This is a genomic window from Kibdelosporangium banguiense (assembly GCF_017876405.1).
GTDB classification, from domain to species: Bacteria; Actinomycetota; Actinomycetes; order Mycobacteriales; family Pseudonocardiaceae; genus Kibdelosporangium; species Kibdelosporangium banguiense.
The window spans coordinates 6,682,070-6,693,685 of record NZ_JAGINW010000001.1; the positions used below are offsets into that span (position 1 = coordinate 6,682,070).

General features: G+C 67.7%; 13 protein-coding genes. 6 read left to right on the forward strand and 7 right to left on the reverse strand.

The window, feature by feature from the left end:
- Positions 1-3 precede the first annotated feature (3 nt).
- Both JOF56_RS31130 and JOF56_RS31135 read right to left on the reverse strand, forming a co-directional pair.
- On the reverse strand, positions 4-1,491 hold the full coding sequence (locus tag JOF56_RS31130; protein ID WP_209643027.1) for a sugar ABC transporter ATP-binding protein: 1,488 nt from the start codon (positions 1,489-1,491) through the stop codon (positions 4-6).
- Positions 1,488-2,522 carry an ABC transporter substrate-binding protein gene (locus tag JOF56_RS31135; protein ID WP_209643028.1) on the reverse strand — a complete coding sequence of 345 codons (1,035 nt, stop codon included), beginning with the start codon at positions 2,520-2,522 and terminating at the stop codon, positions 1,488-1,490. Before JOF56_RS31135 ends, JOF56_RS31130 begins: the two co-directional genes overlap by 4 nt.
- Positions 2,523-2,731: 209 nt before the next feature.
- Here JOF56_RS31135 and JOF56_RS31140 point away from each other — a divergent pair, with 209 nt between their 5' ends.
- Positions 2,732-3,745 carry a LacI family DNA-binding transcriptional regulator gene (locus JOF56_RS31140; protein WP_245378469.1) on the forward strand — a complete coding sequence of 338 codons (1,014 nt, stop codon included), beginning with the start codon at positions 2,732-2,734 and terminating at the stop codon, positions 3,743-3,745.
- Here JOF56_RS31140 and JOF56_RS31145 read toward each other — a convergent pair.
- The 3 genes from JOF56_RS31145 to JOF56_RS31155 all read right to left on the reverse strand — a co-directional run bounded on the left by JOF56_RS31145 (position 3,739) and on the right by JOF56_RS31155 (position 6,978).
- Positions 3,739-4,536 (reverse strand): D-Ala-D-Ala carboxypeptidase family metallohydrolase, encoded by a 798-nt coding sequence (locus JOF56_RS31145; RefSeq protein WP_209643029.1) that lies wholly within the window; start codon positions 4,534-4,536, stop codon positions 3,739-3,741. The genes JOF56_RS31140 and JOF56_RS31145 overlap by 7 nt on opposite strands.
- 139 nt (positions 4,537-4,675) lie before the next feature.
- Positions 4,676-5,752, reverse strand: coding sequence for a right-handed parallel beta-helix repeat-containing protein (locus tag JOF56_RS31150; protein ID WP_209643030.1), 1,077 nt, complete (start codon positions 5,750-5,752; stop codon positions 4,676-4,678).
- Between the two features lie 101 nt (positions 5,753-5,853).
- Entirely contained in the window at positions 5,854-6,978 is a 1,125-nt protein-coding gene (locus JOF56_RS31155) for a hypothetical protein (protein WP_209643031.1), read from the reverse strand.
- Between the two features lie 67 nt (positions 6,979-7,045).
- On the opposite strand from JOF56_RS31155, the gene JOF56_RS31160 reads away from it, so the two are divergent.
- Entirely contained in the window at positions 7,046-8,398 is a 1,353-nt protein-coding gene (locus JOF56_RS31160; protein WP_307855337.1) for a serine/threonine-protein kinase, read from the forward strand.
- On the opposite strand, the gene JOF56_RS31165 is transcribed toward JOF56_RS31160, so the two are convergent.
- Positions 8,385-9,008, reverse strand: a complete 624-nt coding sequence (locus JOF56_RS31165; RefSeq protein ID WP_245378470.1) for a GNAT family N-acetyltransferase — start codon at positions 9,006-9,008, stop codon at positions 8,385-8,387. The two genes, JOF56_RS31160 and JOF56_RS31165, sit on opposite strands and share 14 nt — an antisense overlap.
- A gap of 19 nt (positions 9,009-9,027) precedes the next feature.
- Here JOF56_RS31165 and JOF56_RS31170 point away from each other — a divergent pair, with 19 nt between their 5' ends.
- The 4 genes from JOF56_RS31170 to JOF56_RS31185 are packed head-to-tail and all read left to right on the forward strand — an operon-like array spanning position 9,028 to position 11,034.
- Entirely contained in the window at positions 9,028-9,546 is a 519-nt protein-coding gene (locus JOF56_RS31170) for a MarR family winged helix-turn-helix transcriptional regulator (RefSeq protein ID WP_209643032.1), read from the forward strand.
- Positions 9,539-9,796, forward strand: a complete 258-nt coding sequence (locus tag JOF56_RS31175; RefSeq protein WP_209643033.1) for a hypothetical protein — start codon at positions 9,539-9,541, stop codon at positions 9,794-9,796. The genes JOF56_RS31170 and JOF56_RS31175 overlap by 8 nt, the downstream gene beginning before the upstream one ends.
- Before the next feature lie 22 nt (positions 9,797-9,818).
- Complete coding sequence (locus JOF56_RS31180) at positions 9,819-10,454, forward strand: GTP cyclohydrolase II (protein WP_209643034.1); 636 nt, start codon at positions 9,819-9,821, stop codon at positions 10,452-10,454.
- 19 nt (positions 10,455-10,473) lie between these two features.
- Entirely contained in the window at positions 10,474-11,034 is a 561-nt protein-coding gene (locus JOF56_RS31185) for a MarR family winged helix-turn-helix transcriptional regulator (RefSeq protein ID WP_209643035.1), read from the forward strand.
- On the opposite strand, the gene JOF56_RS31190 is transcribed toward JOF56_RS31185, so the two are convergent.
- The gene (locus tag JOF56_RS31190; RefSeq protein WP_209643036.1) at positions 10,945-11,613 is read right to left on the reverse strand and encodes a hypothetical protein; all 669 of its coding nucleotides are present in this window, start codon (positions 11,611-11,613) and stop codon (positions 10,945-10,947) included. The two genes, JOF56_RS31185 and JOF56_RS31190, sit on opposite strands and share 90 nt — an antisense overlap.
- Positions 11,614-11,616: the final 3 nt, after the last annotated feature.

Sequence of the window (11,616 nt, forward strand, 5' to 3'; positions counted from 1 at the left end):
CTCCTACGGGGTCGGGCTGGCCAGGTGGAGGACGTCTTCTTCGGTGGCGTCGGCCGCGGTCATGCAGCCGGCTACCAGGCCGTCGCGCATGACCAGGACGCGGTCGGCGAGGCCGAGGACTTCGGGTAGGTAGGACGACACCACGATGACGGCGAGGCCTTCGGCGGCCAGGTCACCGATCACGGTGTAGATCTCGCTTTTCGCGCCGACGTCGACGCCCTTGGTGGGTTCGTCGAACAGCAGGACTTTGGCGTGGGTGGCCAGCCAGCGGGCCAGCAGGACTTTTTGCTGGTTGCCGCCGGACAGCGACTGGATCGGCTGTTCCCAGGAGCCGGCTCGCAGGCGCAGGCCGCCGAGATACCTGTCCACCGTTCTCGTCTCCGCTTTTTTGTCCACTGTGAACAGGGTGGAGATCTGGCGCAGGTGCGCGATGGATGTGTTGGCGCGGATCGAGAGTTCCAGCAGGCAGCCCTGCAGTTTCCGGTCCTCGGTCAGCAGGCCCATGCCGCTCTTGATCGCTGCCCGGGGGCTGTTGGGCGGGACGGTGTCGCCGTCGATGGTGATCCGGCCGCCGGCCACTGGGTCGGCACCGAACAGGGCGCGCAGCAACTCTGTCCGTCCTGAGCCGAGCAGGCCGGCCACGCCGAGGATTTCGCCGGAACGGACCTCGAAGTCGACTGAACCGTCCACACCGGACGGGCGCAGGTCGCGGACGATCAGACGGGGCTCGCCGATCACTCGCTTGCCTGACGGGTACAGCGACTCGATCTTGCGGCCGACCATGGTGGCAATCAGGCTGTCGCGGTCGAAGTCCTGCATTGGCTTGCAGGTGACGAACTTGCCGTCGCGCATGACTGTCACGCGGTCGCCGATCTCGAACATCTCCTCCAGGTGGTGGGTGATGTAGAGGATGGCGTGGCTTTCGTCGCGCAACTGCTTGATCCGGGCCAGCAGGGCCTGGGTTTCGTGCTCGGACAGGGCGGTGGTGGGCTCGTCGAAGATCAGCACCGTGGGTTGTGTGCCCAGGACCCGGGCGATCTCCACCAGCTGGCGGTTGGCCAGTGAGAGCTCGCTGACGGGGGTGCCGGGGTCGAGGTCGCCGAGGTCGACTCGTTCGAGCATTGCCTTGGCCTGCTTGCGAAGCTCGGCGGGACGGGTGATGCCGCGGCGGGCGGGTAGCCGGCCCATGAGCAGGTTCTCGGCCACCGAGAGTTCCGGCAGCACGCTGAGTTCCTGGTACACCACGCCGATTCCGGCTTGCCGGGCCTGGACGGGGGTGGGGTCGCCGATGTCCTTGCCGTCGATCTCGTAGCTGCCGCCGTCCCGCCGGATGGCGCCGGTCAGCACCTTGATCAGGGTGCTCTTGCCGGCCCCGTTCTCCCCGGCCAGGCAATGCACCTCTCCTTTGCGGAGTTCCAGCTGTATGTCCGACAGCGCCTGGATCACGCCGTAGGACTTGCTCACGTCGTGCAGCGCGACGACCGGGCTCATTTTCCGGCCTGCGCGGTCGGCGGGCTCAGCAGGGCCTTCACCTCTGGCTTGTCCATGTTGGACTTGTCGGCCAGTACCGCGCCCGGGTCGAGGTTGAACGGCGGCGCCGTGCCCACCGCGGCCATGCCTGCTTCGACGACGCCCTGGTAGCCGAAGAAGTACGGGTTCTGCACCACGAGGGTGTCCAGTGAGCCGTCCATCAGGCCCGCGACCTCCTGGGCGTCGGTGTCGAAGGAGGTGACCGGGATGCGGTCGATCGCGTTGTTGTCCTTGATCGCGCGGGCGGCGCCGACGCCGGAGGCGTTGTTGGCGGCGAACACCGCGACCAGGTCGCGCTCGGCGGTCAGCACGTCGTTGACCTGGCTCGTGGCCAGGTTGACGTCATTGTTGTTGTAGCGCGGGCCGATCACGCGCAGCGAGGGGCAGCCGGCGGCCAGGCCCTGCTTGAACCCGTTCTCCCGTGAGGTGATCGTCTCCACGCCGGCCACCGAGGCCTCGATGAGCACGCCACCGGTGTCCTTGTTCTGTTTCTTGAGCTGGTCGCACATCTGCTTGCCGGCCAGCTCGGCCGCTTTCTCGTTGTCCGTGCCGATGAAGCCGTCGGATTCCGTGGTCACCTTGGTGTCCACGATGACCACCTTGATCTTGGCCGCACGGGCTCGCTCGATGGCGCCGTTGAGCGCGGTGGAGGAGTTGGGCGTCAGCACGAGGGCGTCCACGCCCCGGGAGATCGAGTTCTCCACCAGCTGGACCTGTTGTGCCACATCGGTTTCCGAAGTCGGGCCGAACGTGGAGACGGCGAATCCGTAGTCCTGCGCGGCTTTGTTCGACCCGGCCAGCATGGTCTGCCAGAACGCCGAGTCGCTGGCCTTGATGATCACGTCGACCCGTTTGCCGGCGGCGGCGCCACCCGTGCCACCGCCGCTGCCGCCCGTCGCCCCCGACGTCGCCCGGCCGGCCACCACCCCCACCACCAGGGTCAGCAGGGCCAGGACGGCCGCCAGCGGGATTGACAACTTTGTCCGTTTCATTGTCGCGGGCTCCTTGGTTGAGCGAGGGGCTCAGCGCCCTCGCAACTCGAAACGTTTTCAACGGTAACACCGGCGATTGCATGATCGGAAGAACTTACTGGTTAAGTGCCGTATGACGTGCTGTTTTTCTGGCAGATGTAGCGCTGGGGCCGCGCTTGGCCGTAAGCTTCCAGGTGTTCTTTAGAGAACGTTCTCAAGGGAGCCGGCCGATGGTGAGACAACCGACGATGAAGGATGTGGCCGCCCTGGCCGGGGTCAGCCTGAGCACGGTGTCGCGGGTGGTGAACGGCGACCCCGGCAGGCCGGACCTGGCCGAGAAGGTGCAGCGCGCAATCGACGTGCTCGGTTACCGCCGGGACATGACCGCCAGCAACCTGCGCCGGGCCGACCGGACGTCGGCCAGCGTCGGCCTGGTGGTGGCCGACGTGGCCAATCCGTTCTTCGCCGCTTTGCTTCGTGGCGTCGAGGATCTGGCCCGGACGCGGGGCGTGCTCACGTATGCGGGCAGCTCCGACGAGGATCCCGACCGGGAACGCGAACTGGTGCAGGGGTTCACCGCGCGTCGGGTGGACGGGCTGGTCATCGTGCCGTCCGGCGGCGACGACAGCTACCTGCTGCGGGAGCAACAAGCCGGAGCGACGCTGCTGTTCGTCGACCGGCCGGGCGTGACGTTGAATGTGGACACTGTGCTCAGCGACAACGCCGGGGGAATCGCCACGGCAGTCCGGCACCTACACGCGCACGGCCATCGGCGGATCGCGTTTCTCGGTGACCTGCAACGGATTTTCACCTCTCGCGAGCGGCTGCGCGGCTACCGCGAGGCACTGGCCGGTCTGGACATCCCGGTGGACGAGTCACTGATCCGGCTCGAAGTGCACAACAGCCAGGCGGCCGCGGAGGTCACGCGCGAACTGATGGCCCGGTCCGACCCGCCCACCGCGCTGCTCACGGCTCAGAACCTGATCACGATCGGTGCCATCCACGCCCTGCGATCCCGGCAGCTGCACCACGGGGTCGCCCATGTCGGCTTCGACGACCTCGTTCTGGCCGACGCTCTGGACCCGGGCATCACAGTCGTCGCGCAGAACCCCAGCAGTCTGGGTGAACGCGTCGGCACTCTGCTGTTCGAGCGTTTGGACTCGGTCACCGGACCGCCGCGCAGGATCATCGTGCCGACCACGTTGATCCCGCGCGGTTCGGGAGAGATCGGGCCGCGTCAGTAGTCGACAGGGACCTCGTCGGCACGCGGCCTGGCGCCTATGCCGCAGCTCGGGGCCGACCAGAAGCGGCTGGACTTGTGCGCGACGTGGACGTGGTCGTTGTGGCCGGGGTAGCCAGGGCCGAGGATTTCGTTGAAACCGTGGTCCCGGGCCTTCTGGGCCAGCGCGCAGAACCCCTGCGGCCCGGCGCCGAGGTCGACGGCGTCGCCGTAGAGGTGGCGGCTCGTGGCGGAGCCGCCGACCGCGTTGTTGCAGGCGACGCTGCGGAAACCGCCGTTGACGTCGATCGGCCGGTCGCCCATGGCATGCCGCATGGCCTGCAGTTTCCACATCGACACGAGTGCGTTGGCCCGCGCGGTCGCGGCTGAGACGTTGCCGCCCGACCAGTCGGAGTTGCAGTTGTTCAGCTCGTCGTAGCTGAAGTCGACCGGCGTGCAGTCGTTGTCCTGCAACTCGTAGATCTTGCTGAAGGTGGCCGGCCCGGCGATCCCGTCCGCGCCGAGGCCGTACGCCTGCTGGAAACGCGTCACGGCCGCCTTGGTGCCGGGGCCGAACTCGCCGTCGAGGCCGAGCACGCCGCCGTAGCCGGGATATCCGGCCACCCGGATCTGCAGTTGCCGGACGTCCTCACCGGACGCACCCTCCGACAGGGTGCGTCCCCACGTGTAACAGGCGTCGGCGATGGCCATGTCCGCGGCGGTCACCGGCTCCGGATCCGCGGCGGCCGGCGTCGCCACGGCAGTGCCGGCGCCGGCCAGCAGAGCGACCATGGATAAGACAGCACGAAATTTCATCTCGGGCAGCACCTTTCGAACGCGGGCAGGTGATGCCGGAGCGTGGCCAGACGACCCCACGGCTGTCAATGAGCAACCAAGTAAAGTCCTGGTCCGGCTGGCGGTAACCACCCGGACAGGGGAATGGCGGCCCTTGAGATCACACGCCCGCGGACACCGTGACGCCCGTGCCGACCCGGCGAGGCGTGGTCACACCGGTGACGACGTTGCCGGTCGAGGTCGCCACGAGTGCCGTGCCCGGGCCTTTCTGCAGGTCAAGGCCGATGCCGGAACCGTTGCCGCGAATGGCGTTGCCGACGATGGCGAGGTTCGCGGTGTCGTAGTTGACGCTGGTCGCCAGGTACGTGCTCGCGGCGGTGCTGCCCAGCAGCTGGAAGATCTTGTTGCCGCTGATCGTGGACGCGGTGTCGCCCTGCACCGTGACCTGCAGGCCGACGCCTGTGAAGTCCTCGATGTAGTTGTCGGCGATGGTCGTGCCGTACATCCGGCTGGCCCGGATACCGGCCCCGCCGACCTCGTACACGTGGTTGCCACGGACGACCCAGCCGGCGGAGTTGTCCAGGGCGATCGCGTCGGAGCCCGACTTCTCGATCCAGTTGTCGTTGAGCTGCCAGTCGGTGACGGAGTTGCCTGGATCCGGGTCCTCGACGAAGATGCCGCGGCCACCGGAGGCCGCGATGTGATTGCCGGAGATCCGGCCGTTGACCTGGGTGTTGGTCAGCTTGGTTCCGTTGGCCGACAGGCTGGTCACGCGCAGGGCGTGCCGCTTGGCCTCTTCGATCACCAGGTCCTCGACCACCGTCTGCCAGGACCGGACCACCAGCACATCGCGTGCGGTGGGGTTGGCGGCGCTGTTGCCGATCAGTGTCAGCGACTTGATCGTGAACGGCCCGCCGGTGAAGGTCGCGTTGTCCAGGTATGTGTCGCTCGCGAGCATCGCGTCGAGGTTGGCGCCGTTCGCCTGGCGGATGACGGTTCCGGTCCGGTTCTCACCGCGGTAGGTCCGGTCGCCGAGCAACCGGATCGGCTTGTCGATCAGGCACGTGCCGGTGATGACGATCTCGGCGCCGGGAACGCTGGCCGCGATCGCGTTGTTGATGGTCTCGTCGTCCGTGGTGGTGTTCTTGCAGGCGGCCGGGGCACTGGCGATGCCCGGCTGCCCGATCGTGGGTGCCGACGACACCAACAGCACCGTCAAAGCCACCAACGAGGTCATTGCTACACGCCGTACTGCGGCGTTTCTTTCGCCCATGGCCGGGCAAGATCCACCAGCGACCTCCGAAAAACCTACAATTCCGGTGTTTTCGCAGCTGAGAGTCAGTCTGCGACGAGCGGCCACGGGCGGTCGGCGGCGTCATCGGTGATGGCCACGACCAGCCGGCCGGACACCAGGGCCGAGCGTGTCCTCTGGCGCAGGCGCGTGGTGATCTCGTGGCTCTGCTCGGGCGAAAGCGGGCGTTCGAGCACGCCCAGCAGGAACGATCCGGCGGCCGGGCCGAACAGGTCGAGCGCCGCCCACCGCCCGCGAACAGCCTGGTCCGCGATCCGTACAGGCCGATCAGGCTCCGGTGCCGTCTCGTAGAGCTGAGTGCCGATGTCACCGGTCCGGCGGGTGATGGCGGTGATGAGGTCACGAGGCGACCGGGGGTCGAAGTCCCTGGCCTTGGTTTCCCGGCTCGGGGTGCTGATCTCGGCGGACCGGTCGGCGGCCACGAGGTGGTCCTGCTCGAACAGATCGGGCTGGATCGGGACGGGCGACGGCAACGGCTGGCCGACCGGGCCGGTCATCCCGGGAAGCCGGCCCGATCTTGTGAACAGGTCGACTGTCGTGCCATCGCCGGTGATGGACGCCCACGTCATGGCCAGCGGGTGTGTTCCGTGGTGCTGCGACCAGGGCAGCACGCTGTTGAGCCGGTCACGCTGCTGGACGGAGGCGCGGATCGGCGCTGGCTCCGAGCGGCCGCGTGCCTCCCCGGCCAGGACCATTCCGGGCAGCTGAAGCAGCAGATCCGGCTTGATCTTGGTGGCACTGTGCTGGGTGGCCAGCATTGTCGGCCACGCCTCGAAATGGGCTGGAGTGCCGGGAGTTGCCTGGTAGGCGGCGTGGACCGAGGTGGGGAGCATGCCGAGCCCGATCGATTCGCTGACGAACCGCCGGATGTGCGCGGCGCTCGCACGGAACGTGTCGTCCCGCAGCCGGACCGGGCCGTCCGGGTCGTTGCTCAGGTAGCACAGCAGAAGCCGCAGCTCGTGTTGCCGTGTCTCGTAGCGGACTGGGCCTTTCGCAGGCACCGCGAGAGCGTTCACGCCCACGGCGTAGCTGAGGTCCACCGGCAGCCAGCGGTCGACCGCGACCCGGTGGATGTCGTCGATCACGGGGTACGCGTCCGCGCGCCCGGGCCGTTCGGTCCAGGCGAACTGCCGCAGCGTGATCCAGGCCATCGACGCAGGCTAACGCGCCGCTGGGTATGATCCGCACCCCAGGTGTCCGACCAGGGGAGCGGAACGCGTGGCGTGGTTATTCGGTCCATACCGGATGGAAGGACTGATCGCACGAGGTGGCATGGGCGAGGTCCATCGGGCCCATGACACCCGGCACGATCGTGTGGTCGCGCTCAAGGTTCTGAGCGACGATCTGGCGGGCGACGCCGAGTTCCGGGAACGGTTCAAGCGGGAGGCGCACGCCGCGGCCCGGCTGCGTGAACCGCACGTCATCCCGATCCACGCCTACGGCGAGATCGAGGGCCGGCTGTATCTGGACATGCGCCTGGTCGAGGGCGCGCACCTGGGCAAGATCATCAAGGACGGCGGGCCGATGAGCCAGGCCGCCGCGGTCGACATCATCAGCCAGGTCGCCAGCGCGCTCGACGCCGCGCACGCGGAGCAGCTCGTGCACCGCGACGTGAAGCCGTCCAACGTCCTGATCAGCCCGAACGGCTTCGCCTACCTGGTCGACTTCGGCATCGCCCGGACGATCGCCCCGGCGAGCGAGATCACCGCGACCGGGGACACCGTGGGCACGCTGCACTACATGGCGCCCGAACGGTTCGGAACCGGCGCGGTCGATCACCGCGTGGACGTGTACTCGCTGGCGTGCATGCTGTACGAGTGCCTGACCGGCCTCAAGCCGTTCCGTGCGGAGAATCCGCTCGCCGTGATGTTCGGGCACGTCAACAACGCGCCGCCGAGGCCGGGCGAGTACGCCCCGGAACTGGCCAAGTTCGACCGTGTCATCGCCAAGGGAATGGCCAAGAACCCTGCTGACCGGTTCGCCGGCGCGGGCGAACTGGCTGCGGCCGCCAAGCAGGCCATGAAAGGGGAGTCGTCGACCAAGCGGATGCCCGTGGTCCTGCCGTCGGCTCCTGCCCCGAAGAAGACCGGCCGCAAGTGGATCGCCGTGGTGGTGGCCGCCGCGGTGCTGGGGCTGGGCGCGTTGCTGTGGTCGCAGTTCGGGCACTCCAAGCAGGAGCCTTCAGGGCAGCCTGCGCCAACGACGGCGACGCAGACGAGTGCTCCGGTCAAGCCGGCCGCGGATCTCGGTGTGGCCAAGCCGATCAGCAGTCCGGCGTGTGACGGCAAGTTCATCGTGATCGTCGGTTCCGCGGTCAACAAGGCCAACTACGCCGCGGACGTCGCGAAGTTCCTGCTGGACAACCCAGGCGCGGACTACCTGCACGCCGTGTCGACCAAATGCAGCTCGCTGCGGGCGCAGTACAACGGCGTGGATATCTACGCGGCGTTCTACGGGCCGTATGCCGACCAGAAATCGGCCTGTGACAAGAAGACCGCTGTGGGCAAGGGCTCGTTCGTCCGCCGGCTGGACAACTCCACATCGCCCGAAGAGGTCGTCAGGTGCCTCTGACGGAGATCGGCCGGTCCATCACCACGCCCTCAAGCTGAACGCCATCGGGTAGCGGGACCATCACCTGCGCGGTCTCCTGGAATCCGAACGCACGGTACAGCGGGACGCCGGGCAACGTCGCCATCAACGTCATGGACCGGAACCCTTCGTCATAGGCCGCGCGCTCGCATGCCTCAAGAATCGTGCGGCCCAGCCCCCGCCGGGTCCAGTCGCCGCGCACGAACATCGCCCGGACCCGGGCCGGTTCGCAACTCGGATCGATCAGCCGCTCGTCGTCCTGCAGCGACCCCGACCCGGTGTACACCTTCTGCCGCCTGCTCCATCCACCACAGGCGACGACCTCGCCTGCCCACTCGTGGACGTAGTACGTGCCGTCCCCGATCAGCGTGAGGTCCGGCACCGTGAGGTGGATGGCGGCACTGTCGGACTGCCGCTGGTCGTAGAAACCCGGGAACAACGCGAGCACCGAACCGCGCATCAGCTCCGCGATCTGTGCCTGATCACCCGCGACAGCCCTGCGCAGGGCGGGAAATGATGTCACCCCGGCATCATCGTCGGCCGGCCGCCGCGCTTCCAGCGATTTTGCCGAAATATTGCCTGCGTCAGTCAACTATTGGATACTGGAAGGCATGACACGACTGGAGAACCTGCTTGGTGCGCAGTCGCTGGAACTGGCCGGTCGGCTGCTCGACGCGGATGTCGGCGGCTCCGGCATGGCCGCCTCGGAGCGTGCCGCGCTCGTAACCCTGCTTGCTCACCCGGACAGGACCGTGCGCTGGCTGGGCGATGTCCTAGGCCTCACCAGCTCAGGTGGTACCAGACTCGTCGAGCGCCTCGTCGACGCCGGATGGGTCACCCGTACCGCGGGCACTGACGCCCGCCAACGTCGGCTGGACCTGACTCGTACCGGCCGCGCCCGCGCTCGTGCGGTTCTGAAAGCACGTCAGGCCGTGATCGGCGAGGTCGTCGAAGTCCTGACAGAGCAGGAACGCCGTCAACTGGAGGCCCTTCTGGACAAAATGGTCGTCGGCCTCGCCGCGACTCGCCTCCCGGCTCTGCACGTCTGCCGCCTGTGTGACCGTGCCGCATGCTCCAGTGGCGGACGGGAATGCCCGCTCCGGCACACGATGGGCACAGCCGATGACTGATCTGGCGGTGGCGTCGCGTATCAGCCGGACTGTGCTGCCTGGCGCCGCGATGATCGCGGTGACGTTCGGGCTTGCCCGTTATGGGTACGGGTTGCTGCTGCCTGACATGCAGTCGGAGCTGGGGATGGGGGCCAGCGCGGCAGGGTTGATCTCGTCGGGTGCGTATGTCTCCTATGCCCTCGCGGTTGAGACACACACCACAGCCGAAGTTGTTGAAGTTTCAATGAGTTGGGAGCAGTCTGGTTCTTGAAACTTCAAGATCTGGAGGCCCGATGACGAGCATACTGCCGGCGAAGGTGCGGACGCGGGTGGTTGTGCCGCTGACGTTCCCGGACGGTTATGCCACCACGGCTGAAGTCTTCACGTTCGAGGGGCTTGCCGACAACCGTGAGCACCTGGCCCTCGGGCTGGGCGACTGGCGTGGTGCTGTGGACCGGGGCACGGCGCTGGTGCGTCCGCACAGCGAGTGCCTGACCGGGGATGTGTTCGGCAGTCAGCGTTGTGACTGCGGGCCGCAGCTGCGGGAAGCGGCCGAGCGGATCACCGAGACCGGCGGATTCCTGCTGTACCTGCGGCAGGAGGGCCGGGGGATCGGCCTGTACGCCAAGCTCGACGCCTACGCCCTGCAGGACGCCGGCCTCGACACGTTCGAGGCGAACGTCGCCCTCGGCCACGGCGAGGACGAGCGTGACTACACCGCCGCCGCGCAGATGCTGCACTCTCTCGGTGCCGACCGGATCTCACTGCTGAGCAACAACCCTGACAAGGCTGTCCAACTTGGGGCGCTCGGTGTGCAGGTCATCGAGCAGATCCCGACCGGCGTGCACCTGTCGGCGGCCAACGCGCGCTACCTGGCGGCCAAGGTCGCCCACACCCACCACACTTTGGACCTGCCGCTCGCGGGTTGAGCCGATTGGAGACACGGTCATGAGCACCCCGGAGCCGCGATGGCTCAGCCACCAGGAACTCGCGGCGTGGCTGAATCTCACCCGGTTGCTGTTGCGGCTGCCCACCGCGCTGGACCGGCAGCTGCGCGATGAAGCCGGGCTGCCGCACGCCTACTACCAGGTGCTCGCCATCCTCAGCGGCCAGCCCGGCCGGGCCATGCGGATGGCCGAACTCGCCCGGCACACCGGCACCACGCCCAGCCGTCTCTCCCACGCCGTGGCCACCCTCGAACAACGCGGCTGGATCGAACGCCAGGCCTGTGCCACCGACAAACGCGGCCAGATTGCGCTGCTCACCGACGCAGGTTTCGCGGTCCTCGAGGCCGCCGCCCCAGGCCACGTCGCCGAGGTCCGTCGTCTCGTCTTCGACCACCTCACCCCCGACGACGTCGCCCAGCTGGGCGCCATCACAGCCAAACTGATCACCGACCCGCTGCCCGGGATGCTTGCGTCAGAGAGTGAAACCGAGGGGACCGCCGCCGCTCACTGCGACCTTGAAGGGGAACAGGCCGAGCCGCTTGCGAGACAGGGTGGCGCGTAGTTCGACCGAGCCGCTGACCGGTGTGCCGGCGGGGACGCGGGCGACGAGGGCGAGGCGTTGGGTGCCGCGGACCTGGTCCAGGGTGGTGCTGGTGAATTCCCAGGTGCAGGCGGGTTCCTGCAGGCCGTAGGTCTCCACGAAGATCTCTTCGCGTTTGCCGGACTTCACGATCTCGGCGGAGGCTTCGAAGCCCAGTTTGGCGCCGAGTTTGAGCGATCGGGACTGTTCGATCGGGCGTTGGGCGCGTTGCGGGGTGAGCGACCAGATGATCGGAGGTGGCGTGGCGGCGCCGTCGCTCCGTGCCAGGGTCACGGTCAGCCAGGCTTGGCCGAACCGGTCTTCGCCGGGGGCGAAGGTGGCGCCGAGGTGCACGAGGTGGAACGTCCATGCCGTGTCGGCCAGGAACGCCTGCAGGGCGAGGTCACCCGCGGCCAGCTCCGGCGTGATCGCCTGGACGACGGGCAGGCCGACGGATACCACGCCGTGTACGGGTTCTGCTTTGGCTTTGCCGCGGGTGGTGCGGCTGTCGGGTTCGAGAACCGCTGGGGCCTCGGTGAGTCCGGGAACCTCGATGTCCATTCA

Excerpts from the sequence above, each read along its gene's own strand:
- JOF56_RS31180 (WP_209643034.1), top strand. The coding sequence starts at position 9,819 with ATGACGAGCATACTGCCGGCGAAGGTGCGGACGCGGGTGGTTGTGCCG.
- JOF56_RS31150 (WP_209643030.1), bottom strand. The coding sequence starts at position 5,752 with ATGACCTCGTTGGTGGCTTTGACGGTGCTGTTGGTGTCGTCGGCACCC.
- JOF56_RS31185 (WP_209643035.1), top strand. The coding sequence starts at position 10,474 with ATGAGCACCCCGGAGCCGCGATGGCTCAGCCACCAGGAACTCGCGGCG.
- JOF56_RS31140 (WP_245378469.1), top strand. The coding sequence starts at position 2,732 with ATGGTGAGACAACCGACGATGAAGGATGTGGCCGCCCTGGCCGGGGTC.
- JOF56_RS31145 (WP_209643029.1), bottom strand. The coding sequence starts at position 4,536 with ATGAAATTTCGTGCTGTCTTATCCATGGTCGCTCTGCTGGCCGGCGCC.
- JOF56_RS31130 (WP_209643027.1), bottom strand. The coding sequence starts at position 1,491 with ATGAGCCCGGTCGTCGCGCTGCACGACGTGAGCAAGTCCTACGGCGTG.
- JOF56_RS31155 (WP_209643031.1), bottom strand. The coding sequence starts at position 6,978 with ATGGCCTGGATCACGCTGCGGCAGTTCGCCTGGACCGAACGGCCCGGG.
- JOF56_RS31170 (WP_209643032.1), top strand. The coding sequence starts at position 9,028 with ATGACACGACTGGAGAACCTGCTTGGTGCGCAGTCGCTGGAACTGGCC.
- JOF56_RS31135 (WP_209643028.1), bottom strand. The coding sequence starts at position 2,522 with ATGAAACGGACAAAGTTGTCAATCCCGCTGGCGGCCGTCCTGGCCCTG.
- JOF56_RS31175 (WP_209643033.1), top strand. The coding sequence starts at position 9,539 with ATGACTGATCTGGCGGTGGCGTCGCGTATCAGCCGGACTGTGCTGCCT.
- JOF56_RS31190 (WP_209643036.1), bottom strand. The coding sequence starts at position 11,613 with ATGGACATCGAGGTTCCCGGACTCACCGAGGCCCCAGCGGTTCTCGAA.